Source organism: Streptomyces sp. NPDC001568 (assembly GCF_042893755.1).
GTDB lineage: Bacteria > Actinomycetota > Actinomycetes > Streptomycetales > Streptomycetaceae > Streptomyces.
Window position 1 is genome coordinate 283,152 of record NZ_JBIAVF010000011.1, and the last position, 24,119, is coordinate 307,270.

At 69.4% G+C, this 24,119-nt stretch carries 23 protein-coding genes and 3 pseudogenes; 12 read left to right on the forward strand and 14 right to left on the reverse strand.

Features of this window, described 5'->3' with window-relative positions:
• Window positions 1-8 precede the first annotated feature (8 nt).
• The 4 genes from ACFY0I_RS22155 (at window position 9) to ACFY0I_RS22170 (ending at window position 2,840) form a co-directional block, all read left to right on the forward strand.
• Entirely contained in the window at window positions 9-659 is a 651-nt protein-coding gene (locus ACFY0I_RS22155) for a TetR/AcrR family transcriptional regulator (protein ID WP_388898367.1), read from the forward strand.
• Between the two features lie 256 nt (window positions 660-915).
• Window positions 916-1,539: a DUF6000 family protein gene (locus ACFY0I_RS22160; RefSeq protein WP_388898369.1), complete on the forward strand. Its 624-nt coding sequence runs from the start codon at window positions 916-918 to the stop codon at window positions 1,537-1,539.
• 78 nt (window positions 1,540-1,617) lie between these two features.
• A complete protein-coding gene (locus tag ACFY0I_RS22165; RefSeq protein WP_388898371.1) occupies window positions 1,618-1,893 on the forward strand; it encodes a hypothetical protein in 276 nt (91 codons plus the stop codon).
• 647 nt (window positions 1,894-2,540) lie between these two features.
• Window positions 2,541-2,840, forward strand: a complete 300-nt coding sequence (locus ACFY0I_RS22170) for a hypothetical protein (protein WP_388898373.1) — start codon at window positions 2,541-2,543, stop codon at window positions 2,838-2,840.
• A gap of 17 nt (window positions 2,841-2,857) precedes the next feature.
• Here ACFY0I_RS22170 and ACFY0I_RS22175 read toward each other — a convergent pair.
• Window positions 2,858-3,272, reverse strand: a pseudogene (locus tag ACFY0I_RS22175) (IS5/IS1182 family transposase); the annotation flags it as partial.
• Between the two features lie 68 nt (window positions 3,273-3,340).
• On the opposite strand from ACFY0I_RS22175, the gene ACFY0I_RS22180 reads away from it, so the two are divergent.
• Window positions 3,341-4,179 (forward strand): IS5 family transposase gene (locus ACFY0I_RS22180; protein ID WP_388898481.1). Its coding sequence is split into 2 segments (ribosomal slippage): window positions 3,341-3,665 and window positions 3,665-4,179, totalling 840 coding nucleotides; the frame shifts between segments, so codons are not numbered across the junction.
• A gap of 111 nt (window positions 4,180-4,290) precedes the next feature.
• Here ACFY0I_RS22180 and ACFY0I_RS22185 read toward each other — a convergent pair.
• From ACFY0I_RS22185 to ACFY0I_RS22200, 4 genes are all read right to left on the reverse strand, one after another.
• Window positions 4,291-4,560: a WD40 repeat domain-containing protein gene (locus tag ACFY0I_RS22185; protein WP_388898376.1), complete on the reverse strand. Its 270-nt coding sequence runs from the start codon at window positions 4,558-4,560 to the stop codon at window positions 4,291-4,293.
• A 56-nt stretch (window positions 4,561-4,616) separates the two neighbouring features.
• On the reverse strand, window positions 4,617-5,483 hold the full coding sequence (locus ACFY0I_RS22190; protein ID WP_388898379.1) for a hypothetical protein: 867 nt from the start codon (window positions 5,481-5,483) through the stop codon (window positions 4,617-4,619).
• Window positions 5,484-5,922: 439 nt separating this feature from the next.
• Entirely contained in the window at window positions 5,923-6,306 is a 384-nt protein-coding gene (locus tag ACFY0I_RS22195) for a WD40 repeat domain-containing protein (RefSeq protein WP_388898381.1), read from the reverse strand.
• Window positions 6,213-7,051 (reverse strand): IS5 family transposase gene (locus ACFY0I_RS22200; RefSeq protein ID WP_388898484.1). Its coding sequence is split into 2 segments (ribosomal slippage): window positions 6,213-6,706 and window positions 6,706-7,051, totalling 840 coding nucleotides; the frame shifts between segments, so codons are not numbered across the junction. Before ACFY0I_RS22200 ends, ACFY0I_RS22195 begins: the two co-directional genes overlap by 94 nt.
• A gap of 991 nt (window positions 7,052-8,042) precedes the next feature.
• Here ACFY0I_RS22200 and ACFY0I_RS22205 point away from each other — a divergent pair.
• Window positions 8,043-8,540, forward strand: a complete 498-nt coding sequence (locus ACFY0I_RS22205) for a hypothetical protein (protein ID WP_388898384.1) — start codon at window positions 8,043-8,045, stop codon at window positions 8,538-8,540.
• Window positions 8,541-9,422: 882 nt separating this feature from the next.
• Here the strand turns inward: ACFY0I_RS22205 and ACFY0I_RS22210 are convergent.
• Window positions 9,423-10,223, reverse strand: coding sequence for a maleylpyruvate isomerase family mycothiol-dependent enzyme (locus ACFY0I_RS22210; protein WP_388898387.1), 801 nt, complete (start codon window positions 10,221-10,223; stop codon window positions 9,423-9,425).
• A gap of 437 nt (window positions 10,224-10,660) precedes the next feature.
• On the opposite strand from ACFY0I_RS22210, the gene ACFY0I_RS22215 reads away from it, so the two are divergent.
• On the forward strand, window positions 10,661-11,395 hold the full coding sequence (locus ACFY0I_RS22215; protein ID WP_388898393.1) for a hypothetical protein: 735 nt from the start codon (window positions 10,661-10,663) through the stop codon (window positions 11,393-11,395).
• Window positions 11,396-11,465: 70 nt separating this feature from the next.
• On the opposite strand, the gene ACFY0I_RS22220 is transcribed toward ACFY0I_RS22215, so the two are convergent.
• From ACFY0I_RS22220 to ACFY0I_RS22240, 5 genes are all read right to left on the reverse strand, one after another.
• The gene (locus ACFY0I_RS22220; protein ID WP_388898395.1) at window positions 11,466-12,350 is read right to left on the reverse strand and encodes a hypothetical protein; all 885 of its coding nucleotides are present in this window, start codon (window positions 12,348-12,350) and stop codon (window positions 11,466-11,468) included.
• Window positions 12,347-12,874, reverse strand: coding sequence for a SigE family RNA polymerase sigma factor (locus ACFY0I_RS22225; RefSeq protein WP_388898398.1), 528 nt, complete (start codon window positions 12,872-12,874; stop codon window positions 12,347-12,349). Before ACFY0I_RS22225 ends, ACFY0I_RS22220 begins: the two co-directional genes overlap by 4 nt.
• A gap of 263 nt (window positions 12,875-13,137) precedes the next feature.
• On the reverse strand, window positions 13,138-14,322 hold the full coding sequence (locus ACFY0I_RS22230) for a right-handed parallel beta-helix repeat-containing protein (RefSeq protein WP_388898401.1): 1,185 nt from the start codon (window positions 14,320-14,322) through the stop codon (window positions 13,138-13,140).
• Window positions 14,323-14,588: 266 nt separating this feature from the next.
• Window positions 14,589-15,488: a GNAT family N-acetyltransferase gene (locus tag ACFY0I_RS22235; RefSeq protein ID WP_388898404.1), complete on the reverse strand. Its 900-nt coding sequence runs from the start codon at window positions 15,486-15,488 to the stop codon at window positions 14,589-14,591.
• Between the two features lie 312 nt (window positions 15,489-15,800).
• Window positions 15,801-17,279: an MFS transporter gene (locus ACFY0I_RS22240; protein WP_388898407.1), complete on the reverse strand. Its 1,479-nt coding sequence runs from the start codon at window positions 17,277-17,279 to the stop codon at window positions 15,801-15,803.
• A gap of 502 nt (window positions 17,280-17,781) precedes the next feature.
• On the opposite strand from ACFY0I_RS22240, the gene ACFY0I_RS22245 reads away from it, so the two are divergent.
• Window positions 17,782-17,973 carry a hypothetical protein gene (locus tag ACFY0I_RS22245; protein WP_388898410.1) on the forward strand — a complete coding sequence of 64 codons (192 nt, stop codon included), beginning with the start codon at window positions 17,782-17,784 and terminating at the stop codon, window positions 17,971-17,973.
• A 1-nt stretch (window position 17,974) separates the two neighbouring features.
• On the forward strand, window positions 17,975-18,514 hold the full coding sequence (locus ACFY0I_RS22250; protein WP_388898412.1) for a hypothetical protein: 540 nt from the start codon (window positions 17,975-17,977) through the stop codon (window positions 18,512-18,514).
• A 150-nt stretch (window positions 18,515-18,664) separates the two neighbouring features.
• On the opposite strand, the gene ACFY0I_RS22255 is transcribed toward ACFY0I_RS22250, so the two are convergent.
• The gene (locus tag ACFY0I_RS22255; RefSeq protein ID WP_319729828.1) at window positions 18,665-18,856 is read right to left on the reverse strand and encodes a DUF4236 domain-containing protein; all 192 of its coding nucleotides are present in this window, start codon (window positions 18,854-18,856) and stop codon (window positions 18,665-18,667) included.
• Between the two features lie 410 nt (window positions 18,857-19,266).
• Between ACFY0I_RS22255 and ACFY0I_RS22260 the strand changes: the two genes are divergently transcribed.
• Complete coding sequence (locus ACFY0I_RS22260) at window positions 19,267-21,111, forward strand: protein kinase (RefSeq protein ID WP_388898415.1); 1,845 nt, start codon at window positions 19,267-19,269, stop codon at window positions 21,109-21,111.
• Window positions 21,112-21,180: 69 nt separating this feature from the next.
• On the opposite strand, the gene ACFY0I_RS22265 is transcribed toward ACFY0I_RS22260, so the two are convergent.
• Window positions 21,181-21,663, reverse strand: coding sequence for an SAM-dependent methyltransferase (locus tag ACFY0I_RS22265; protein ID WP_388898418.1), 483 nt, complete (start codon window positions 21,661-21,663; stop codon window positions 21,181-21,183).
• 245 nt (window positions 21,664-21,908) lie between these two features.
• Window positions 21,909-22,776 (reverse strand): annotated as a pseudogene (locus ACFY0I_RS22270) (MerR family transcriptional regulator).
• A 241-nt stretch (window positions 22,777-23,017) separates the two neighbouring features.
• On the opposite strand from ACFY0I_RS22270, the gene ACFY0I_RS22275 reads away from it, so the two are divergent.
• Complete coding sequence (locus ACFY0I_RS22275) at window positions 23,018-23,560, forward strand: hypothetical protein (protein ID WP_388898421.1); 543 nt, start codon at window positions 23,018-23,020, stop codon at window positions 23,558-23,560.
• 37 nt (window positions 23,561-23,597) lie between these two features.
• Window positions 23,598-24,119, forward strand: a pseudogene (locus tag ACFY0I_RS22280) (IS5 family transposase); the annotation flags it as partial.

The following is a 24,119-nucleotide window of genomic DNA, read 5'->3' on the forward strand; positions in this document are numbered from 1 at the left end:
TGCGGGACATGACCGAGGAGCCCGAGCGCCCAGCGTCCTACCGGGAACCCCGGCAGGCGCGCAGCGCCGCGACCCTGGCCCGCGTACTGCATGCGGCCGAGGAGATCGCCTCCGCCTCCGGCCTGGAGGAGATGACGATCGCCGGTGTCGCGGAGCGCGCCGGCGTCTCCGTCGGCACGATCTACCGCCGCTTCGAGGACAAGGAACAGCTGATCAGCGCCCTGTCCGAGCGGATGCTGGAACGCCGCGAGGAGTACGTGGCCGAGCAGCTGCGTACGGCCGAGCCGTCACTGGCCGGCGTCATGGACGCCTACGCCCACGCCCTTCTGCAATCCTTCGCCGACAGCAGCAGCCTCTTCCCCGAGCTGCTGCGCACGCGCGGGACCAGGTCGCTGGAGCGCGGCGCCCGCACCATCACCGAACTCCACCGCCTCCTGCTCGACGCGGCACACCCCTACGCCGACCAGATTCGCCGCTCCCAGCCGCAGGAAGCACTCGACACCGCGGCCCGCGCCATCCTCGGCGCCTGCTTCCACAACTCCGTGCGCCCCGATCCCGCAACCGGCGAAGCGGCCAGGCGCCGGTACGCGGACGACCTCGCGGACATGGCGATCGCCTACCTCCTGACCCCGGACCGGCGCCGCAGCGCCGAGACCTGAGCCGAGTCCGCCGACCTACGGCTCGCGCAGCGCAGGGCCCACCTGCGCCTCCTCGTCATCGGCATCGGCATCGGCATCGGCATGGCAACACCACCGTGATCAAGCCGACGGACGCCGAAGGGTGGCTGCGCCCCAAGCCGGTGGCAGCCCTGCACGGACACGACCTCGGCCCGGTGTCCTCCGAACCAGTGATCGCTACTCGGGGGCTCTGGCCAAACAGCTGGCAGCTGGGTCTTCGCCGGGCAATGATGCGCCCATGCGCCATACCAGCACCGACCCCGAGCTCAGGGACCTGGTCCGACGATTCGTCATGCCCGGCCGGCGGTACCAGCGGTTGGGTGGAAACTCACTGCGGTTGAGCGGGCCTGAGCGCGACCTGTTCATGAGGGAGCTGGTCGAGGCTGCGAGGGAGATCACTCCCGCCGAGCTCAGCATGCTTCTCGAAGGAGGCTGGCGAGAGCGTACGACTGCCTCCTGGCTCGTTGCCGTGGCCGGCAGGACCGAGTTCCGCAGCCGCATCGGCGAACTCCTGCTGGCCGACGGAGGCCCGTACCACGGGTCTCTCTGTATCGTTCTGGCCACCTTCGGCACCAGCGCGGACGCCGATCTGGTCTGCAGATACCTTGATCGCTACTTGCCTCAACCCGACCTCCGCTGGGACCGGACCGGCGCTCTCAGCACGCTGCTTCACCTCGACGCCATCCTTGGGACCGAGCGGGCAGCCCCTTACCTGGCCGCCGGTGGGCTGTGGCAGCAGTGGGCTGATGCCACGCCGAACACGGTGCGGGATCCGCAGGAGTACCAGCAGGTCGTGGACCAGCTCTGTTCCTTTGCCGGCGAGTGCGCTGAACTCTTTGCCGGAACGGAGACCGGGCACTGAGTCCGCCGCCCGACCTGACCTCACCTGACCCGACCGCTGGACACCGACTGCTTCGAATCCCTCGGTAGAGTCTGGGCGATGACAGGAAACCAGGGCCGCCGGCCAAAGATCGACCAGGACGGTGGCATCGAGGACGTGACACTCCTCATCCTGGAATGGCTGGGTGAGCAGGGCGTGAACGCCATGATCAGAGTGGATGCCGAGAGGGTGGCCGACAACGTGCCGGCGTGGACGTTCGCCGCCAGTGGGGGTCCGTTGGAGCATGGCATGCGTGCTGACGGGAGGACCGTGCAGCAATGCATGTCCACAGCCCTGTCCCAGCTACGCGAGGCGGGGCTCTCGGTTCCGTTTTGATCTACGCCGTTCACTCGCCCCTGATTCGATCATGACGTTGGGGTCTCGGCTTCGGGCTCCGGCCACGCTGGCACGAAGGCCGTCGATCTCGCCGAGCCCGCCCTCGTGTTCGGCGTCGGCGATGCGGGCGATGCGGTTGCCGCGATCCCCTCCAGCCTGCCGCGCTGGGCCGGGTCCGTTCGGATGGGCAAGCAACGGATGCAGGCTCATCCGAACCCATCCACCTCGCGGACCCCGACTTGGTCGATCCCGGGCGAGTTCCCAAAAGTAGTGGGCAGCAATCTCGGCGTCCGTGAGTACCCGGTCTTGTCGGCCCGCCAACTCCTGCCGGACCGCCTGCGCCGATCAGTCTCCGGCTCGCGCCATGAACGGCGAGTCCCCACTCCACCGGCCTCCAGGGCGTCTGCCCGCCTGGTCAGGCCTGCCGCGAGATGACCCCAGATCGGCCCGTGCAGCCACGAGTTCTCGGCAGCCTCGCCGCATCAGCGCCGGCTCGTCAGGTCGCTGCAGGAACACCAAAAGGTAGGACGGATTGCGCGCCCAGACCGGCAGTTGACCATCGACTGGTCGAGGTCGTACTCAGGCGTCGCTCTCACCAGGCCTGTCCGATGGGTCGTGGCCGGCGTGACTGAGCAAAGATGGCGCCCATGGCCACCGAACCCGTGCAGATACCTATCGATCAGCTTCGTCGTGCTTTGGACGTGACGCTTCGGCACATTGAAGCGTCAGCCGGACCCACCGTGACGCTCAAGGAAGACCTCTTCTGGTCTGTCTCGGCCGACGAGCTGTACAGCATCGGCGCCGAGCCCCAGGACCTCACGATTGGGCAGCTTTCGGAGTCATGGCAGCACCTTGAGGATCTGCTTGCTCACCAGGATCGGGCCGTGGGTCACCACTTGGTGTGGCTTGCCGACGTGATCCGGGCGATCGGCCAGGACGTTCCTTGAACAGGGCTGCTGACGGTTCACGAGCAGAGCCACAGGCGGAGCGAAGCCACGGTCACCGTTACGTGGAGCGGGTGGCTACGGCCCTGAAGCACTTGAGCTCATTGAACGTCCGCTCTACTTCATTGCGGCGTTTGCAGATCGACTTGTCACAGCCGGTAGGCCGAACGCCGGCGCTGCCACGACGCAGGCGATTGGTCCGCTGGTCCATAGGCTCGGGAATGGTGTGCTTGATCTGACGCCACCGCAGATATTGGCGGTTCCGACGGGATGAGTACGCTTTGTCGCCGCCCACGTGATCAGGGCACGTGAGCGGACGACCACCACTGGCGCGTGGGAACGGATGCGTTCAAAGGGCGGGATCATCTGCGGAACATCACCCCACTGGCCTGGCGTGACAGTGGCCAGTCCAGATTCCCCACGGACGGCCAGATGATAAGTCACGCTCCGTCACTAATACCTCGTTTCCTTCAGATCATCGGATCGTTTGTTGATGTGCGTCGCTGACTGACGCCCAGTGGGCCCGCATCGAGCCGTTGCTGCCGGACCGGACCCCGAAGCGGGGTTGCCGGTGGCGGGATCACCGACAGGTGATCGACGCGATCGCGTTCAAGTACCGCACCGGGACACCGTGGATGGACCTCCCAGAGCACTTCGGTTCGTGGAAGGGCGCCCACAACCGGCTGCGGAAATGGGCCGCCGACGGGACCTGGAAGAAGGTCTTCACCGCCCTGCTCACCCAGGCCGATGCCGAAGGCGACCTCGACTGGGTCGCCGCGGTCGACTCCACGATCGTCCGCGCGCATCAGCACGCCGCCGGGGCCCGTCAAAAGGGGCCCCGGCCGGCGAGCCGGCCGACCATGGCCTCCGGCGGTCCCGCGGCGGACTGACCACAAAGATCCATCTCGCCGCAGACGGCAGCTGCCGACCACTCGCATTCGTCATCACGCCCGGTCAAGCCGGGGACGCACCCGCATTCGCCCAGGTCATGGCCCGATTACGAGTGCCCAGGCCGACCGGCCGACCGAGGACCACACCCGATGCGGTCCTGGCCGACAAGGCCTACTCGTCCCGCGCGATCCGCCGCCATCTGCGACAGAGAGGGATCCGGGCGGTGATCCCCCAGCCCACGGACCAGGCCGCCAACCGCAAACGGCTCGGCCGCCGAGGTGGCCGCCCGCCCGCCTTCGACCGCGAGACCTACAAACAGCGCAACACCGTCGAGCTGTGCATCAACAAGCTCAAGCAATGGCGCGGCCTCGCTACTCGATACGACAAGACCGCAACCATCTACCTCGCCGGACTCCACCTCGCCGCCATCTTCATCTGGTCAGCAAGATGATCCGAAGGAAACGGCCTAGGCCCCTCTTCTGGGCTGCGCAATCGGGCACCAGCGTCGCGCTGGCCGGTGAACGAGGTTTGAGGCGGTCTGGATTCGCGCCGGGGTCGCGTCTCAGGTGAGGAGTTTGAAGAGGTACACGCCGCGTACTCCCCCGACCGCGAGTTCGTCCTCAGCCCCCCATGCACACGAGTACAGCTCCCCTTCGGTATGTGCGACGGCCACGGTGCGTTGGTCAGCGGCAGTCCAGATCCGCACCGTCTTGTCCTCGCTGGCGGTGGCGAGCCAGGTGCCGTCCGGTGAGATCGCCACCGACAGCACCTGGCCGTTGTGGGTGGCGAGGGTGGCGGTGCAGGTTCCGGTGGCCCGGTCCCAGATCCGCACCCTCCCAGCGGCGCCGGCGGTGGCGAACCAGCACCCCTCTGTTGCTTTGCGGCGGGTCAGTCCTCTGGGTGTTGGCGTGCGCTGCGGACGATGTGGGACCAGGTGCCTGCGGTGCCGCCGTGTTGTTGGGCGAGTTGGCCGGCAAGTTGGATTGCGGGGGTTTCGGGGTTCGCCGTGATCGCCGCACGTGCTTGGTCGAGTCGGGGGTCGCCGTCGTAGGGGTAGCGGCGGTCCGTTTTGGGTGTGCCTGTGGGGCGGCCGCCTCCGCGTTCGCGGTGTTCGGCGTAGGTCCAGATGTCGCCGCGTCGGTACTTTCGTTTGACGGTGCCCTTGTCGGTGGTTCGCTCTTCGACTGGTTCGGGCCAGTGTTTCGGTGGGGCCGCGGGGTAGCTCGTGGTGCTGGTGGGGTCCATGCCGAGGACGCGGGCGGCGTCGGAGAGTGAGATGAGGTCCTCGGCGTTGCCGCTGCGGTCGACGTTCGTGCGCCAGCGTTGGTTGGCTTTGTAGTCCTGGTACCAGGTGTCCCAGGTGGTGGGGTTCCAGTACATGGTGTTGCCGATGGTCTTGTCGGGCTCGGGGTGTTGGTTGGTTTTCCGCTCCCGCCAGAATCGTGCGAGGGTGCTCAGGCCAAGGCCGGTACGGGCCTGCAGGTCCTCGCGGGTTTCCAGTCCGGTGACGTCGGTGTGGTGCTGGTACCACTGGTGCCAGTCGTCGGCGTCCCAGGCGAGTGCGCGGTCGATGGTGCCGGCGGGTTCGGGGTGGGCGTTGTGGTCGCGTTCGCGGTACAGCTTCTCCAGGTGGGAAATGCTGATCCGGTAGGTGTCGGCGAGTTCCCTCCTGTTCAGTACGCGGCGTCCGTCCAGGGTGGTCATGGGGGTGTCCTCCGTGATCTGTGCATCGCGCGGCAGGGCCTCGTCTGTCATCGTCGGCTCCGCCCCCCTCGCGGTGGTTGTTGTGGCCGGCGTGCTCCGGCAGGAGCGTCACGCCGGGCTCGATCGGCCTCGTGGCCGTCGTGGTGTCGTTGTCCTCGATCTTCGATGTCTGGCGCGGAGCGTCGTGCGCCCGCTCGTCGGCGAGCGGGATGGACCTGCTGCCGCCCGGTGTCGGGGAACGGGTCGTCCTGAACGCAGCTGGTCAGAGCGGGTCGGTTCCGGTCGAATGGCCGGCGCGGAAGGTCACGAGGTCGTCGAGGGCGGGAGTCCTGTCGAGCTCCGCGTCGTCTACCATCGTGTGTAGTGCCTTCCTGGATATGGACTTGTTGAAGGGCCTGGGGCCAGGGAGGCACAGGACGGCCGGTACTACTGCTATTGGACCGGCCGTCCGCCTCATCCTCCGCAGGTCACGCGGTTGCGCGAACGAGCTTCAACCTCTCGATTTCGCTAATCTTGCCTTATTTTTCGTGGTGCTGTCCGGTGAAAACGCCACAGCACTCCCCCCGTCGGTGTGGTCGGTGAGGGTGGTGGTGGAGGCTCCGGTGCCCAGGTCCCAGACCCGCATCATCTCGTAACTAGTGGTGGCGAGCCAGGCGCCGTCCGGAGAGGTCGCCACCGATCCCACCGGGCTGGTGTGGCCGACGGGCAAGGAAGAGTGAACAACTGTGGCCTGGTCCCATATCTGGACGGTCCCGATGGCGCTAGGCCGTTTCCTTCGGATCACCTCGCTGACCAGGTGAAGATGGCAGCGAGATTGGGTGCGGCAAGGTAGATGGTGGCGGTCTTGTCGTAGCGAGTGGCCAGGCCGCGCCACTGCTTGAGCTTGTTGATGCAGCGCTCGACGGTGTTCCTCTGCTTGTAGGCCGCGCGGTCGAAGGCCGGCGGGCGGCCGCCGTGACTGCCCAGGCGCCTGCGGTTGGCGGTCTGGTCCGCGGGCTGTGGGATGACTGCCCGGATCCCACGCCGACGCAGGTGACGGCGGATCGCCCGGGATGAGTAGGCCTTGTCGGCCAGGACCGCATCCGGCGTGATTCTGGGGCGGCCGATCCGCCGGGGCACCCTCAAGCGGGCCATGACCTGTGCGGATGCTGGCGTGAGGACGAAGGCGAGCGGTCGGCAGCGTCCGTCGGCGGCGAGGTGGATCTTGGTGGTCAGTCCGCCGCGGGAGCGTCCGAGGGCATGGTCGGGCGGCTCGCCGGCCGGGGCCCCTTTTGACGGGCCCCGGCGGCGTGCTGGTGAGCTCGGACAATCGTGGAGTCGACCGAGACGACCCAGTCGAGGTCGCCTTCAGCGTCGGCCTGGGCGAGGACGACGGTGAAGACCTTCTCCCAGGTGCCGTCAGCTGCCCACTTCCGCAGCCGGTTGTGGGCACCCTTCCACGACCCGAAGTGTTCGGGCAGGTCCATCCATGGCATCCCGGTCCGGTACTTGAACGCGATCGCGTCGATCACCTGCCGGTGATTCCGCCACCGGCCACCCCGTCGAGGTGTCCTGTCTGGCAGCAACGGCTCGATGCGTGCCCACTGGGCGTCAGTCAACGACACACCCGGACCAACGATCAGATGATCCGAAGGCTACTGCTTAACTTTCTTGGCGCTGTTGACGCTCGCGAAGCCGTCGCATATGCCTGGCGTACTGCCCAGCCCGCGACCTCTGAGCGCGATCGATCGAAAGCACCTGGGGATCAGCCGCGCGCTCGTACAACTCGACCTCGAAGGAGTCTGCGTCAACCTCGACCAGCCGTGCCAACGCGTCCCGATCCTGCACAGCCGTCGGATGCACGCGAACCTCGTCCCTCCACACCTGACCGCTCGCTTCAGCTTCGTCCACCTCGCCAATATAGGTGCGGGCAGGCCGCGTGCGGACTCCTCTGAACCAAGATCCGAAAGAGACGGCCTAGTGGTCACTCACCCGGCTGGCGGCCGGAGTTACGGGTGTTGCTCTGGGTGGCCTATGGGCTTGCCGGGATCACCGCGTTCAGCGTGCGCCGCGAACAAGGCCTTGGCGGCGGTCGGGGCGGTCCTGCTCGCGGCCATGGCCCGCTCCGACCGCCTGCTCCCGCCGGTACTGCCGTACGAGCGCCGGCCGCTGCATCGAGGCCCGTCCGATCCTGACCTCCACCCAGAGCGTCTCTTTCGGATCACGCCTGGACAGCGTCAGCACTCCGCCCGCGCCCGGGCCAGTTGCGCGTCGCTCCGGGGGGGCTCATCCCGCACCGAGGCTGTCCCGGTCGATCATCGGGTGGTTGGTGCGGTCATGTCGTTGCAGGTAGGCCCCGGATCATCGTGCGGTCACGGCCCCGATGCCTTCCGATCGCCGAGATCGTCCAACCCTGACGACGCAGTGCGTGCGCATCCGCGTCCTCCTCCCCCGCGTGAGCATCCAGACCTCCGAAACAGGCCCAACTCACGCACTCAGGCGCTCCACGACGCACCGATGCCAAGAGCGGCGGATCGGAAGAGCGCGGTCCCAGCCACACCAGAACTGGGCCCTCGGATATCTTCTTCCAGGCTCGCGCCGGCGGGTCCCATGAGCATTCGAGGGGGCAACATGCCTGGTGAGCGGCTTGACGCGAAATGGGTCCGGTCCTGGTGGGAACAGGCCGATGCGGCACTGACGAAGCTGATGCAGGCGTTTCTCCCGACGCACGGCTTCCCGCCCGGCCACAACGCCGTGACCCTCGCGACCGACGACAGCGATCGGGCGACGGACGCACTTGTGGACCTGACGCCGATCCCCTCCGACTTGACCACGCTCTACTGGGTGATCAGCGACGCCTCCCTGCCCGACATCGACAGCGGGTACTTCATTCACTCACCCGCGACGGCGGCGGAACAGTTCCGCAAGTACGGCCCCGCTCCGATTGAGGGCGAATGGATCGCAATCGTCTTCGCCGGCGGGGGCGGGGGCTGCCTGTTCGCGATTGGCGACAGCGGACAGGTCTGGAAGTCCACCACGGCTTCCTGGTTTGACGAATACGAGCTTGCCGCGGCCAGCTTGCAGGAGTTCCTCGAACACCTCAGCCGACGGATCGCGAACCAGCCTTGATCATCTACTGGGAGGTTGTTGTCCTTTCGGGCTTTGAGGACTGCGTTCTCACTGTTCAGGCATAGGGTCGGCGGTCTCGTGGCAGTGGTGACGGGTCCTGGCGTTGCTTTGGTGGAGGTCGAGGATGCCGTCGGTCGTGGGACTGCTGGAACAGCCTGAGCTCACCGCTCGCCGTCGTGTCGACGATATGCGGGGGGGGGCGGCCGCCTCCAGGTGGAGCCGGCCCTGGCTGAGCGGGAGTGGAACGAGTTGGCCATCGCCCACTCACGCGTTGGCGAGGTACTGGCCCGGGCAACGACGTCGTCGGCGGCCCCGCCGCCTCCGAGGGTCTGCCGGCTCCCGGTGCGCAACCGGCGCGGCCCGAACCGGCGGAGGCTGCGAAGCCGAAAACAGTGGTGCCGGCCCGGCACCGGCAGCAGTCGCCGGGCCATCGCCCACTCGGCGTCCGACATGTCGGTGGGACACCGACGCTCGCGCGCCCCGTGGTCTCTGGCGTTCCCGAGCCTGTGAGCCAGACAGTCACACGCGAGAGTGGCTGAAGCCGTCCCCACACCCTCGTTGCCGTAGGAATGCGACAACAGGGCCTCCTGGAGCGCACGTTGGCTTCGACACCCTTCGAGCTACCAAGAGGCCCTGCTCTCATCCACGGCAGCCGCCGCAGTCACCCGTTCCACTGACTTCTCGACGAGATCGGGACGACGGCAGTCGCGTCGCTTCTCGTGATCGCTGGGACGGACGAATTCGCACTGCCATCCAGGTAGACGGTCGGCTTGGAGGCGCCCCGGGGCTGCCTCGCGGGTTTGAGGCCGGTGCCGCGACTGACGAACCTGGCGAAGATCGTGTCCTACCGGCTCGAGGCGCGGCCAACCGCCCCGCTACGTCCTACTTCTCCTCAGGCTCCCAGGCGCGGAGCAGGTCGAGCAGCCCGGCGTCTCCGTCAACGCGCAAGGAGGCGGCCTGGATCCGGTCGTACAGGTAGAGGACCAGCTCACTGGCCGTGCCGTGGACGGAGGCGCCGGCTGCGTCCGAGTCTTCGCCGGTCGCGGCGGTGGGCGCGGGGATGCGGGTGATGCGTGCGCCGTCGCCGTCGACGGTGAGGCGCCAGGAGCGGCCCTCGGTGGCGTGGAAGTCGAAGGCCGTGGGCTTGTGCGGCCAGGCACTCGGCGTTGCGCAGACGGTGAACAGGAACTCCTCCACACCGTCGAGTGCCGGCTCGACCGGCAGCGGCTGCGGGTCGCCCCCGGCGAGTTGGGCGTCGTAGGTGTGCACCGCGGTCTCCTGGACCCGGTGCCGGGCGGTGCCGCCGGCGGTCTGCGGTGACTGCGACGCGGGCCACCACGTCCAGCAACCGCTCTCCGGTCCCGCCGCGCGCAGGGCGCCCAGCAGAAGCTGCGTCGACGCGTCCAGCCAGGCCAGCAGGGCCTCACGCTCCTGCGGCACTTCCAGCGCGGCGCGCGCGGCGACGGCCTCGGCCGGGGGACCGTCGGCAGACCCCGCGCCGACGATGGCGGCCCAGAAGCGGTCTCCCCCACCCAGGTGCTTCACCAGATCGAACAGCGTCCACCCGGGGCAGGTCGGCACCTGCGCGTCGAGATCGGGCGCGGCGGCGACCACGGCGCGGAAGGCGGTCGACCGTTCATCGATCAGTCGCAACAGGTCAGGGAACTCAAGATTCTTTTCCACGCCGGATGTCTATCACCGTGCTCCGGTGATCGGACAGCGATTTTCACAGTCGCCGCCGGTTGGCCATTGCGGAACCATGTCCCACCGCGAAACCTACATCGGTGCCCTTCTCTCCGTGGGCACCGAACCCACGGCACGGCTCCCCTACTTGGTCTGCCCCCGAGGCGGCCGGTGTGGCCCTCGACGGCTGGACCGTCCAACGCCCGTGTGATCATCAAGGTGTTGCGTTCCTTCGCCCGCGAGGTGGTCTTTTGACAAAGGTGGCTCTGCGCCCTTACGCACAGTTGCCTCGGCAGTACGACGAGCGGAAGGTACTGGCTTCCACGATCGATCCGTGGGGCCGGGCTCTCTGGCTGATCTGCCCTGACGTACGTTTTCCCTACAGGTGGGCCGGCCGGGCTGTCCCGGCGCCCACGCACCTGCCCTTCGACGCCCTCGTGGTCATCAGCGACCGGGGCGAGGTTCGGGAACTGACCCTGCACGCAGTGGCCGTGGACCCGGACGCCCTCGACGCCCTCCCGGGCGGCGGGTTCGTCCTTGCCGGCGACGGAGGGCCCAACGCACGGTCCGGCCAGATCTTCGGTCCCGACGGTCGCTCCCGGCGCCGGTTCCCACTGGGAACACATCTCAAGCACCTGGTCGCGGACCGCAGGTCCGGCTTCTGGACCGGGTACGGCGACGAGGGGATCTACAGCGGTGATCGCGTCAGTGCGGGCGGGCTGGTCCGCTGGGACGACAGGGGCAACGCCGCATGGGCCCTGCGTCCCCCGGAGCCCTACCACCACGTCGCGGAGGTCAGCACCATCAACGTCTGCGACTCCGCGGTCCACGCCATGTACTGGCCCGGCGCACCACTCGCCGAGACGGGGCGCAGCGGGACACTGCGCATCCGTGCCCTTCCCGTCTCGGACCCGTTCGGCCTCGCGATCCGTGGGGACCGGCTGCTCCTGCTCGGAGGCACCGAGCGGGGCGTCTCCACTGCTCCCCGCTGGAATGGCCTGCACCACATCCGGCTGGCGGACGACGCCGCTGTGGTCGTGGGCCGCGAGGACCTGGTCTTCCCGAACGGCGACCCCGTCAGCCGCTACGCCCGCCCCGTCTGCCGGGGTCCGCACGTCTTCCTTCGTACTCTGCGCACGTTGCGGCAGTGGTGGGTGCTGACCGCGCCGTAGCCCTCGACAAGGGGTGGTTTCGGTCCTTTCGCTACTGTCCGTCCCCAAACGCCCCCGCCCCCGGCCTCCGTCACGTGGTGCGGGCGAAGTCACCACCCACCCTGAAGGTGGCGCGGGCCGCTCCGGCGGTGGCCTCGTACCGGTCGGCCGCCGCGTTGCGGCCGTTGGTCGTGTGGTCGTACTGGCCGGCGAACACATGGGTTCCCGCGGGCACCGTACGGCCTGCCTTGAGCTCCCAGCGGTAGAACAGCGTGCCGTTCTGTTCGTGCACGGAGAAGGTGAAGTCGGCCCCGGGCAGGGTCTGCCGGACTCCGCTGCTCTTGACGCCGCCCGTTTGCGCCACCCGCAGTTCGACGGTGAGCGCGGTGAGCGGCTGTCGGGTCTTGAGGGTGACGTTGCTCTGCGACCAGTGGGTCCTGCTGCCCGGGTCGATGGATCCGTCGGCCCACAGCGGGCCGTCCTCCGTCCGCACTCCGCCGGAGGGCGGGGACGGCGTCGGCGCGCCGGTCGTGGTGGGTGGGCCGGTGCGGCCCGGGTCGGGATCCGGTGTGGGGGCGGGTGGGGTGGCCGTGGGTACGGGTGTGTGGCCCGGCTCGCCCGAAGCGCTCCGGTCCGGCTGCGGGTGGGGGGTTGCCTGCCCGAACGCCCCGGGACCGGGACCGGGACCGGGACCGGGGTCGGGGTCGGCCGGTAGCGGTACCGCGCCCGTGTCGTGCCGCGGCGCCGTGTCCTGGACGGTCGCGGCCGCGACGTAGCCGGCGACCAGCAGGGCACCGGCCGCGGCCATCGTCGCGAGCGTGACCCGGGACCAGGGCGCCGCCGCCGTCCGGCGGCGCCGGTACGGAGGCGCGAGGTCGGGGCCGGCCGTACCGCGTTGCACCCGGGCCAGGATCCGGGCACGGTCGGGCTGGTGCGACTCAGCGGCCTTCCGCAGGTGTTCGCCCAAGTCGGTCATCGCTGAACCCTTTCCAGGAGTGCGCCCGCGTCTCGTGCCGCCAGCAGTCGTTCCAGCTCCGTCATGCCCTTGGACGTCTGGCTCTTGACGGTACCGATCGATATGCCCAGGGCCAGGGCCGTGTCCTTCTCGGACAGGTCGAAGGCGTGCCGCAGGACGACGCACGCCCGCTTGCGGAAGGGCAGCCGCGCCAGGGCTTGGCGGACGTCCACCACCACCGCCACGTCCGGGTCGTGCACGCGCTCGGCGCGCACGGACCAGAACAGTGCGACGCGACGGCGCTCGCGGACCGCGCTGCGGATGCGGGCGCGTGCCAGGTTGGCCACGACACCACGGGCGTAGGCCACCGGGTGGTCGGCCGACCGCAGCCGGTCCCACCGGTGCCAGAGCGCGACCAGCGCGTCAGCGGCGAGGTCGTCGGCGGCGTCCGCTTCACCGGTCAGGAGGTGGGCGAGCCGGGCGAGTTCGGCGTAGTGCCGCTCGAAGAAGGCGTGGAACTCCTCGGACGCGTCCTCTACGAGCATGTGCGGGGTTGCCTCTCGCTGTGCTGTGGCCACCCGTGGCCGGGTGCCGGGCCGTGCCGGAGCGGACATGACCACTGGGGCATGACCGCCTTTCTGCTCACCGGGCCCGTGGGGGGTGACCGGGGCGTGGGCCGGGTGCACCGCCACCGGAGACCCGGGTGCCCGCATCGGCGCCGAAGCCGTACGTGCCGTACGTGCGATCCGGCACGTCGTCCCGCGATTCTCGCGTCTGCACGCCGCGATGCGGGGGCCTGTGCCTGGTCTCACTTCATCGCCGCGCCGATGGCTTCGGTCCCGGTGGTGAGGAAGGTGGTCTCCGGAAGGGATCCGTCGGCCTTGCGCGGACCGTAGGCGGTCGTCGCGTCCGTGCTGCGCAGGAAGGAGCGCCCGTCGGGGAAGGAGCCGTCCTCGCCCTTGGCGTCCCAGTTGTTCGCGGCGGTCACGGCGCGCAGCCCGAGCTTGGCCGCGCCCCCGGCATTCTGTGCGGCGAGGTTCCGGGAGAGGCGCGAGGGCGAGGAGGCGAAGAAGAATCCGTCCGCGTGGTTGGCGTACGCCGTGTTGCGGTGCAGGATCAGGGCCCCCGGGTTGCTGTTCTCGGTGAACCCGTGGAGCCGGTTGTTCCAGGCGGCGTTGCCGGTGACGACGTGCGCGGCGCTCGCGCCGCCCCCGCCCAGCTTGAAGCCGTTGCCGTTGCCCTCGAAGGCGGGGTCGTTCCAGCGGTTCTCCCCGTTGCCGTACGCCCAGCTGCTCTCGATGCGTACCGGACTGGCCCACTGCCACAGGTCGACGCCGTCGTCGGCGTTGTTCCAAAGCCGGGCGCCGATGACCTTGTTGTTCGTGCCCGACCCGAACTTGATGGCCAGGCCGTCCGCGTTCTGACCGTGGGTCCTGGGGTCGTAGTTGTCGTAGGAGTCCAGGTTCTGGATGAGGTTGTCGTTCGTGCCGTCACCGCGCAGGGTGAATCCGGAGTCGCCGTTGCCGTGGGTCCGCAGGTTCCTGAAGACCCCGCCGACGGAGGAGGTCAGCACCACGCCGTGCGAGGGTGAGTTCCGGAACGTCAGGTTCGACAGCGTCCAGTAGTCGCCGCCTATCGCGGCGAGCCACTCTCCTGATGGGAGTTCGGAGCCGTCGACCGTCACCTTCTCCGTGCCGTGGGCGGTGACGGTGATCCGCCGCGTCCGGGTTCCGTCGGCCTGGCTCTTGAGCGTGCGCGTGGGGAGGTACGTGCCTCCGCGCAGCTGGATCGTCGTGCCGGGCCCCGCCTCGGCGAAGGCCCGCTCCAGGGCTGCGGTCGTGGAGACGACCACCGGCGCACTCCCGGCAGCGGCGGCCTCTCCCCCACCGGGCGCGACGGCCAGGTACACCCCGCCGGCTCCGGCCGTCAGGGCGAGCACTGCCGCCACCGGGAGCGTACGAGTCCTGCGGTGGCGTGCTGCACTGGTAGTCATCGTGAGGGATCCTCTGCACGTGTCGGGAAGGTCGGCGCCCGTCCAGGGGGTCGCCTGCCCGTGCAGTTGCCGCTGGGCACCGAAAGGTTGCCGCTGCGGCAGACATCTTTTCGCTGGGACCGTGAGGATCCGCGCCGCGCGACGGTGGCGGTTGCCGTTCCTCGTTCATCGTTCCTGAGTCGGGCGAAGCCCGCGGGGCCGGCGCAGGGCGGCGAGCCGGTCCGGACCCGCCCTCGGTCCGGACCGCTCACCGTGTGCTGTACCCGCTAGCCGACTTGGCTCACCGGGTGGAAGTTGACGCGTTCGCTGATGACGGGGAAGCCTGCCTTGGCGAAGTTCGCGGCCATGGGGAAGTTGCCGCGGTCCGTGGCTCCGCTGACGAACTCCGCGCCCTGCTCGACGAGGAAGTGGGTGCACTCCGCGAGGAGGTCGTAGGCGTAGCCGTGGCCGCGCTGTTCAGGAACGACTCCGATGAAGCCGATGGTCGGGCCCGAGGGGTTGTGGGCCGGGATGTGGATGCCGGCCAGGTCGCCCTCCGGGGTGCGCGCGACCTGCCACCACTCCCGCGGGGAGGGGCACCAGTGGAAGAAGTCCAGTTCCTCCTGGGCGGCCCGGTCGAGGCCGCCCTCCTCGATGGCCCTGAGGGCGTGGGCGTCCAGGGTCGCGGAGTGGATGCGGCGCAACGCGTCGAAGAACACGGTGTCGTCGGGTTCGGCGCTGAAGCGCAGGCGTCCGGGCCGCTCGGGCAGACCTCGCTCGGGGGTCCAGCGGTACAGGAAGCGTTCCACCAGGAGTTCGTACCCCGCGGCGCGTGCGGCGGCGAAGCGCGCCTCGGCGCCGGCGCGCAGGTCGGTCCTTCCCCGCCAGTCGCCGGGTAGGTTGATCTCGAGTTCGACCTGCCAGGGAGCGGTGCGCAGGAGTTCGGCCCCGGCCTGCTCCTCGCCCTCGGCCACGTCGAACCAGTTGATGTTGACGGGCTCCGAGTCGTCGGGGCCGCCCCACCACGCGCCGCGTGCGACGACCTCGCCGTCGCGCAGGGCGACGCGCTTCCAGTGGGGGCGGAACTGGGTGCGCCGGTGGGCTTCACGGGCGCCCAGGGGGTCGGAAAGTGCGTCGAAGAGATGTGCGTCGCTCGCGGAAAGCGCGCGGATGACCGGATCGGTCATGGATTCCTCCGGGATACAGGCTGCTTGGAGCGCTCCCGGTCAGAACTGGCGAACCACGCCGGGAGAGCGGAAAAGGGAGCGCTGGAAAGTCGTGAACTGCACGGCACTCGCCTCCTTCCGTCGGTCTCGGGGCGTGAAGCCCGACGGTACGTGATCTTCCGCGGGCCCGTCCACGGATTTCCGCGCCCTGTGGAGGAGGGTGCGCGGGACGACGCAGGAGGAAGGCGAGGGCGAGGGGGCCCCAGGCCCAAGCCCAGGCCGAGCTCGTGGCGTGGGCCTGGTCCTGGGCCTGATCCTGGTCCTGAGGATGGCTCAGTCGGCCTGGTTGTCCGCTTGCTCGGGCAGGCAGAACATGAGGGCCCACATCAGGGCGAGGAGGCCGCCGACCCACCACAGCACGGTGATGAACGCGTCGCGGTTGATTGCGGCGTCGGGTGAACCGCCGGTGGTGGCGAAGAACACGAGGGCGGTCAGCGCGGTACCGAGCGCGATGCCCAGGTGCATGGCGGTGTTGAACAGGCCCGAGGCGGCCCCGGCGTCCTCGTGCGGGATCCCGGCGAGGGACATGTCGGCGAGCGGGCCGCTGACCATGCCGAGGCCGAAGCCGATCAATACCACCGGAGCGGTCATCGCCGGCAGGGTCAGGGCTGCCTGACCCGTGGCGGCCTGGAGTCCGTAGGCGGCCATCGCAGCGATCGTGATGAGGGCTCCGGTCTGGGGCAGCCTGCGGGCGAAGCGCCCGCTGCTCTTCGCCGCGATGGTCGCGCCGGCCAGCTCTCCGAGGGAGAGCAGTACGAAGGCCAGGGCCGCGCTGAGGGGGCTCATCCCCAGGCCGCGCTGGAGGTAGAGGGTCCAGGTCATGAAGAACAGCCCGCACAGCAGGCCGTGCATCAGCTGCGCGGCCGTGCCGCCGGAGAACTGCCTGCCCCGGAAGAGGGACAGGGTCACGAGCGGGGCGTTGTCCTGCGCGCGCTGCTGGTGGCGCAGGAAGACGCCCAGCACGAGAAGTCCTGTACCGAGCAGGGCGAAGCACCACAGCGGCCAGTGGTGGAGGTGTCCCTCGGTGAGGGGGAAGACGATCAGGACGATGGCCAGTGCGGACAAGGCCATGCCGGTCAGATCGGGCCGCTCCGCCTTGCCGGCCATCGACTCGGGGATGAACCTGCGTCCCAGGACGAGCACGGCGAGACCGACGGGCACGTTGATCAGGAAGATCGGCCGCCAGGACAGCCCGAGCAGGTCGGCCTCGGTGAGCAGGCCGCCCAACACCGGTCCCAGGACGTTGGCGAGGGAGAGGACGGCCCCGTACAGACCGAACGCCTTGCTGCGGTTCTGTCCGTCGAAGGTGACATGGAGGGTGGCCAGGACCTGCGGGATCATCAGGGCCACTCCCGCGCCCTGGAGCATGCGGGCGACGATCAGCACGCCGGGTCCGGTGGCAAGGCCGCACAGCAGGGAGGCGGTGGTGAAGACGACGGTGCCGATGAGCAGGATCTTGCGCCGACCGTAGAGGTCGCCGAGGCGCCCGCCGGTGATCAGCCCGATGGCGATGGGCAGGGAATAGCCGGTCGTGAGCCACTGCACTGCGGCCGGGCCGGCGCCGGTCGATTCCTGGATCGCGGGCAGGGCGGTCAGGACGATCGACTGGTCGAGGATGTCCATGAGTTCGGCGGTCAGCAGCACCAAGAGGGCGATCCGGGCCGCCAAGGCCATTTTCGGATGGTGAGGTGCTGGGTGCTTCGGGGTCGGGGTGGTGTGCTGCGGCTCGTTGTCGAGCGCGGAGGAAGACACGACGGGAAACTCCTGATCCAACGGAATCGGGGAGCCCTGCCGACAGCCGCGCCGGGGCCGGAAAACACGAAACCCGGGGCAGACGGCAGAGCTGCACCCGGGAAAGACAGAAAACAGGGGAGGGTGACGCAACTCAGGCCAGCGCGACGTCCGCCCCCGGACACGTGCGACGACTCAGCACGTGGGGAACACGGACGACTACATGGCCTGATGGATAGGACGTCACCTCAAGATCGACACAGAAGGAACAGGAAATCCGATCCCTGCGACCGACACCTCGGCACAGGAACCGGTTCACCATACGTCACCCTTCAGCCCCGCCGCACACCGAAGGGCGGACCGCCCGCGCGGCGGGTGCAGCCGGCGGGAGCCGACCCCCGCGACCGGGCGGCGCACTCGTGGTGGCGCCGGCGGGACGAGGCCGAGCCGCGGCGCGGGCGTGGGCGACGCACGGGCACGAACCGACGAACGGGCACCCTGTGCAGCCGTTACGCTGCCCTGCGTGAACGAGCCGACGCTTACCGCTGCTCCCCCATCGCAGCGGCCCGCGCAGTGCTCGCACCGCCTACGGCGCTGCGTGCGGGTTCGCGATCTCGGCCTGGCAGTACGGCGGCGCGAAGATCAAATCCTCGGCGACAGCGCGAACCGGCCGAGGAACGCGGACAAGGCCAATAACAAGAAGCTCTGGGGCTGAGATGAAGCGGGTATTTCTGTTCGGGGCCTGCGGCGCCGTCGCGGTGCTCACCGCGGCCGGCGGGTTCCTCTCCTACGACCGGGCAGCGTCGAGCTCCGAGAGCCTGTGCTCGACGGACCTCTCCTCGGACGCCGCGGTGCTGCGCAATTCCGACGTGGTCGCCCTCGTCACCGTGCTGGACAAGGGGAAGCTCTACAACGAGACGGTGGAGGACTCGGACGGGGTCCAGGTGTTCAAGGTGCGCACCGACAGCGTGTTCAAGGGGACGCTGCACGCGCAGACGCAGATCACGCAGAGCACTGCCCCCGCGGAGGAGGACAACCGGCTGTTGGAGCCGGGCAGCCAGTTCGAGGTGGCGGTCCAGCAGCTGCCCCCGGGCCAGTACGCGGAGGGTGTCGTCTTCCCGGAGGCCGGCGAGGGCGCGGTGGTGTTCGCGCGGCCGGCGGAGGGGAAGGCCGCTGCCGTACTGGCCGAACACTGGAAGGCCGAGCTGACGAAGAAGTACGTCGAACCGGCCTGCGACGACGTGGTCACGAGCTGAGGAGAAACACCGCGAGGCCGCACTCCTCGAAGCGGCGCACGATCTCCTGGAAGTGGGAAAGTCCGTCCTGCGGACCCTCCACGATGCTCACCGACTCCACGCCCCCGGCCTGTCCGGCCGGGGGCGTGGAGTCGGTGAGCCGCTCGCGGATCAGCCGCGGCGGGTCTTGCGCCAGCCGAAGGGGCCGGGCAGGTCCATCGAGGTGGTACGGCGTCCGGTGCTGCTGTGCGTGCGACGGGGACCGTGCTTGCCACCGCCGGTGGTGATCGACCACGACTTGCGGTTGATGTTGAGCCGGACACCGGGCAGGATCCTGAAACTCTTGCGAAATGTCAGCGGCATGTCGTCCCACTTCCTCGGTGCGCGTACGAACGGGTGGCCGAACCATGCCTGCATGCGGGCTGGTTGACGTATCGTCCGTATGTCCGGTGCTCCGCGTTCCATGCGCCCGCGGTCCTCAAGCCGCAACGGCAGTGTCGACGAAGGAGCGCAGGGCCTCGCTTTCCAGGGCCTCGACCCCGCCCTGGAAGGGGCCGACGTCGACAGGTGTGCTGGTCGGGCTCCCGGGCGGGCCGTTGAGCGAGATCGATGCCCTCGCGGTCCTCGACGGCACGGCCTGATCCGCCAATTCCCGGAGCCGGCCGGGCGAACCGGGGAGGAACCCGGTCCTGGCATTGGGTACGCTCTCGGTTGACTTCGGGGCGCCGGCAGGTGCCGAACCGCGAATCGCCGCAATCAGGGACGGGTCCCCCATGGGCAGTGCACCTTCAGCCGAGTTCTTCCAGCCGCTCAGGGCGGACGACCCGGCCGTCGTGGGCGGTTATCGCCTGGCGGCGGTGCTGGGCGCGGGCGGCATGGGCAAGGTCTACCTCTCCTACACGCCGGGCGGCCGGCCCATCGCCATCAAGGTGATCCGGCCCGAGTTCAGCGAGGACCCCGAGTTCCGGCGGCGCTTCCAGCAAGAAGTGCGGGCCGCGGAGCGGGTCCAGGGCCTCTACACCGCGCCCGTCATCGACTCGGACACCCAGGGCGACCAGCCCTGGCTGGCCACGGCCTACGTACCCGGCCCCTCGCTCGCTCACGCCGTCGCCCGCCACGGCGCGCTGCCGGTGCGCAGTGTGCTGCTGCTGACGGTCGGGGTCGCCGAGGCGCTCCACGTCATCCACGGAGCGGGCATCGTCCACCGGGACCTGAAGCCCGCCAACGTGCTGCTCGCCTCCGACGGCCCGCGGGTCATCGACTTCGGCATCGCCCGGGCGGCCGACTCCACGGCCCTGACGGGCACCGGCGTCAGCGTCGGCACCCCGGCCTTCATGGCGCCCGAACAGGCCTCGGCCGGTACGGTCACCGCGGCCACCGACGTCTTCGCCCTCGGCCAGATCGCTGCCTTCACCGCGATCGGGGCCTCCGTCTTCGGCGACGGGCCCTCCCACGCGGTGCTCTACCGGATCGTGCACGAGGACCCCGACCTCAGCGCCCTGCCCGAGGAGCTGCGGCCGGTGGTGACTCGCTGCCTCAGCCGCGACCCGGCCGACCGCCCGGCCCTGAGCGAGGTCATCGAGATGTGCAACGCGGCCTCGGAGGTCCCGCTGCGCCAGGGCGAGGACTGGCTCCCGCGGGCCGTCGCCGGTTCCATCACCGAGCGACTGCAACTGCCCGGGCCGAAGCCCACTCCGCCGCCGACCCCGACCCCGACCCCGACCGAAGTCTCCCCGCACGCCCCGGCTCCGGGTGCGCCCGCGGCGCCTGGGGTCGCGCCCGGATACACGCCGACGGGCGTGGCCGCCGCACCGACGCAGGCCTCGCCGTCGCAGCCCTCGCCGAGGTTTGCGCAGGCGCCGGGGGCTCCCGGGCCGGTGGCGGCGGGGTACGGGACGCCGCCGCACGCGCAACCCTCGTACCCGCAGGCCCAGTACGGCCGCCCCCCGTACGCGCAGCCCGCGTACGGCCCGGGGCACGGCACGCCGCCGCCCTTCCACACCCAGGGCTTCGCGCCCGGTCCCGCAGCTCCGCCGCGCCCCAAGCGCACCGTGCTGATCGTCCTCGGGTCCATCGCGGCCGCGGTGATCGGGCTCGCGGTCATCGGGTCGCTGCTGCCGGACGCCGACAAGGGCGGCGACAAGAAATCGACCGACGGCAACGCCTCATCGGGGACCGCGCAGAAGCGGCCCGACCCGCAGCCGGTCTCGTACCAGGGCATCGACGTGCCCCAGAACCACCAGCTGATGTTCGCCGACAACCCGCCGCGCCCAGCCGAGGACCCGACCGGCGCCGGGGTGCTCTACGGGCACGGAGACCTCTTCTACTACCGCGACACCCTGTTCGGGGACGAGAAGTTCGGTACCAACAACGGCAAGCTCGTCCTGCTGAACAACTCCGAGAAGGGCTCCCTGGAGACCTGCCGCGCGGTGACCCGCTTCACCGAGAAGATCGGTCTCGACCAGCTCACGGACGGGTCCCAGGTCTGCGTACTGAGCAAGGCCGGCCACATCACGCTGGCGACCTTCCGCGGCAAGTCGGGCGCCAAGGAGGAGACGAGGTTCATCACCGTCGACCTCACGGTCTGGCGCAACGCCGAGGCCGCGGCGAAGAACTAGGGTCCGTCGGGGCCCACCGGGGGGGCGGTACCTGCGTCGGACGTCGAGGCAGGTCCCGGCGGAGCCGGGTCAGTAGTACTGGCGCATGACCTCGGTGGCCCAGTCGGGCTGGGTCGTGGCCCCGCGGGGGCCGAACTCCACCATGTAGGGCTTGATGTCCAGTACGGGGGTGCCGTCGACCGCGTCCAGTCCCTCCACGTGAACCTCCAGTCCGTCGACGCGCAGCAGCCTGCAGCGGGAGACCCCGATCCTGTTGGGCCGGTTCTTGCCGCGCTGGGCGAATATGCCGACCAGCGGCCAGTCGGTGTTGCCTCGCGGGTGCCGGGCTCCGGTCTCCACCTTCTCCACCGGAACCCGGTCGAAGTGGTACACGACCTCCACGTGGGAAAAGGAGTCCAGGCCGGCGAGAGCGTCCGGCCCGAACCGCGCCCCGTCGAGCCGGATCACGGCGGAAACCCCGCCCCACTCGTCATCGCGGACCTCGGCCCGGCCGCCGACCACCTGGCCGACCGGATCGGAAACCACCTCGACCGGAGTGCTGCTGTCTGACATGTGCTGCGCCTTTCAGGGGAAGCGAGCGATCATGGTCCGCCGTACGTCGCCGCCAGCACCGACCGGACCCGCAATCCGGCCGTCAATCGGCCCCCTCAGGCCAGGGCGATGACGAGCAGCCGGGGCGGGAACCGCGAAGCAGTTGGTGCGGAGTTGCTAAGGCCCGGGCCAACCGTCGATGCGATCAGCCGTGTGCGGATGGACGTGACCGGCGGTCGGGCCCCATTGGTGCCGGGGACAGGCGATCAGTGGTCTGCGGAGTGGCCGTCGGCGTCGGCGTCGGCGTCGGCGTCGGCGAGGAGTTGTGCCGTGAGTTCCATACAGCGCATCCGGGCGGGAGAGAAGTCGTAGGGCATTTTGGTGATCGCTTCGAAGGCGCTCATCCGTGTGTCCTCCTCCCCTTTCAGGTCGGGCGTCGTAGATCTCGAAGAGCTCCTCCTCTGCCGCATCCATCCCTGCTGCCTCGATGGCCTGTTCCAGGGCCCTTTGTTGGGCGCATCGCCGTACGGCGAGTTCTTCGACGCGTGGGTCGTGGGGATCGACGCCGTCGTCGAGGGCGGCCTCGGCGGCATCGAGACGGTCGTCCTCAGCCCTCAGGTCGGGGTGGGTGGCCAGCACGATGAACACGCCGGCTTGGATGGCGGCGCCCAGCGGGCCGAAGACCCGTTCCGTGACCAGCAGGGCGTCGAGGTCGGCGGGGCGCAGTGCGCCCGGGGGCAGGTGGCTGAGCCGGTCCGTGACCAGTTCGGAGAGCAGCCCCAGCGGGTTGCCCACCGCCTGCAGACGGTGGACAGCCGCGCGTTGACGTGCGATTTCGGCCTCCCGCGCCGCCAAAGTCTCCTCCAGCCTGCTCAGGATCTCCTCGATGTCCCGGGCTTCGTCGAAGGCGGCCCGCATATCGTCCAGGCTGATGCCGACCGCTGCCATCTTGCGGATCCACAGCAGGCGGATCATGTCGTCGTAGCCGTAGCGGCGGCGGCCGTCTCCGCCTCGCTCCGGCTCCGGCAGCAGGCCGATTTCGTGGTAGTGGCGGATGGCACGTGGGGTGGTCCCGGCGAACGCGGCCGCATCACCGATCTTGACCTGGCGGGGAGGCGTGATGGAGGGGTACATGAGACGGAGCCTTTCGTGCTGTGGTGCCTCGACCACACCACATGCCGCTACGGCAGGTGCAACAACACCATCCACATTCCACCAGGGCCGGGCCGTGGCTGCCGACAGTTCCGCCTGGAGCCCTCCGACACCATCGGGCCGTGCAAGGGACCGACCGCCGCGTGGCGCCGATCCGCTGTGCCTGCCGGAGCGGAACACCACCACTGTCCCCACTCCTGAAGGGCACGTAACGTGTTCAGGCATGACGCCGCTGCCGAACCTGCCTCAGAACACGGTGCTGCTCGACCTGTTGAGGCAGCAGGGTGTTCCGCAGGAACACGGCGCCCACGTCCACGAGGGGTGGGAGCCGCATACCCACCCCGATCTGGTCGAGAGACTTGAGGACCTTGCTCCTCAGTGGCCCGTCCTGGCGACGTTCGGGATGCCGGTGCTCGCGGCCAACGGCATCGCCGCGGTCGTCGCCCGGGGCATGGGCGTGCTGCTGGTGCGTCTGCCCGAATCGCCGACCGGGCCCCTGGTGCCCGCTGAGCCTTGCCCTCCCCTGACGGATCCGGGCCAGGGTTGGTACTCGCTCTGCCCCTGGCAGAGCGAGCTTCCATCGGCGGAGTCCAAGCACTTGTTGTCGCTGCTGATCCAGCATGCGCTCTCGTATGCGGAAAGCCTGTCCGGGGACAACAACATGGACGGGCAGGATCGCCCGGCGCAGGCTCCATGCGGGCCTGGAGGCGGAGCCAAAGCCGGACGGCGCAGCAGAGGCAGGGGCGAACGCGGACGCCGGCGCTAGGCCGTGTCCGCAATGTCGGTCGGTCGTTACTGCGTTCGTGGTGCGACGTCATGAACTGACCGATCAGGCCTGGGAAGTTATCGGGCCGTTGCTGGCCCCGCCCCGGATGGGTCGTCCGGTGCGGGACCGGCGACAGGTCCTCAACGGGATCCTGTGGAAACTGTCCACGGGGGCGGCCTGGCGGGACCTGCCGGAACGGTATGGGCCGTGGAAGACCGTCTACGAACGGTTCCGCCGCTGGTCAGCGGACGGAACATGGGACCGGCTCCTGGCCCACGTCCAGCAGCACTCCGATGCGATCGGTGAGGTCGACTGGTCGATCGTGTGCGTCGACTCGACGATCGTGCGGGCCCATCAGCATGCGGCCGGGGCCCGAAAAGGGGGCCCTGGACCGGTGAGGCGCTCGGCCGGTCCCGCGGCGGACTGAGCACCAAAATCCACCTCGCCTGCGACGGACAGGGCCGGCCCCTCGCCTTCACGATCACCGGCGGGAACGTCAACGACTGCACTCAGTTCGAGGCGGTCATGACCCGCATCGGCATCAAACGGTGCGGGCCCG

Coding starts and splice junctions, on each gene's coding strand:
- ACFY0I_RS22170 (WP_388898373.1), top strand. CDS start 2,541: ATGGCCACCGAACCCGTGCAGATACCTATCGATCAGCTTCGTCGTGCT.
- ACFY0I_RS22255 (WP_319729828.1), bottom strand. CDS start 18,856: ATGCCGCTGACATTTCGCAAGAGTTTCAGGATCCTGCCCGGTGTCCGG.
- ACFY0I_RS22190 (WP_388898379.1), bottom strand. CDS start 5,483: ATGACAGACGAGGCCCTGCCGCGCGATGCACAGATCACGGAGGACACC.
- ACFY0I_RS22155 (WP_388898367.1), top strand. CDS start 9: ATGACCGAGGAGCCCGAGCGCCCAGCGTCCTACCGGGAACCCCGGCAG.
- ACFY0I_RS22165 (WP_388898371.1), top strand. CDS start 1,618: ATGACAGGAAACCAGGGCCGCCGGCCAAAGATCGACCAGGACGGTGGC.
- ACFY0I_RS22225 (WP_388898398.1), bottom strand. CDS start 12,874: ATGCTCGTAGAGGACGCGTCCGAGGAGTTCCACGCCTTCTTCGAGCGG.
- ACFY0I_RS22235 (WP_388898404.1), bottom strand. CDS start 15,488: ATGACCGATCCGGTCATCCGCGCGCTTTCCGCGAGCGACGCACATCTC.
- ACFY0I_RS22220 (WP_388898395.1), bottom strand. CDS start 12,350: ATGACCGACTTGGGCGAACACCTGCGGAAGGCCGCTGAGTCGCACCAG.
- ACFY0I_RS22265 (WP_388898418.1), bottom strand. CDS start 21,663: ATGTCAGACAGCAGCACTCCGGTCGAGGTGGTTTCCGATCCGGTCGGC.
- ACFY0I_RS22260 (WP_388898415.1), top strand. CDS start 19,267: ATGGGCAGTGCACCTTCAGCCGAGTTCTTCCAGCCGCTCAGGGCGGAC.
- ACFY0I_RS22230 (WP_388898401.1), bottom strand. CDS start 14,322: ATGACTACCAGTGCAGCACGCCACCGCAGGACTCGTACGCTCCCGGTG.
- ACFY0I_RS22160 (WP_388898369.1), top strand. CDS start 916: ATGCGCCATACCAGCACCGACCCCGAGCTCAGGGACCTGGTCCGACGA.
- ACFY0I_RS22250 (WP_388898412.1), top strand. CDS start 17,975: ATGAAGCGGGTATTTCTGTTCGGGGCCTGCGGCGCCGTCGCGGTGCTC.
- ACFY0I_RS22205 (WP_388898384.1), top strand. CDS start 8,043: ATGCCTGGTGAGCGGCTTGACGCGAAATGGGTCCGGTCCTGGTGGGAA.
- ACFY0I_RS22275 (WP_388898421.1), top strand. CDS start 23,018: ATGACGCCGCTGCCGAACCTGCCTCAGAACACGGTGCTGCTCGACCTG.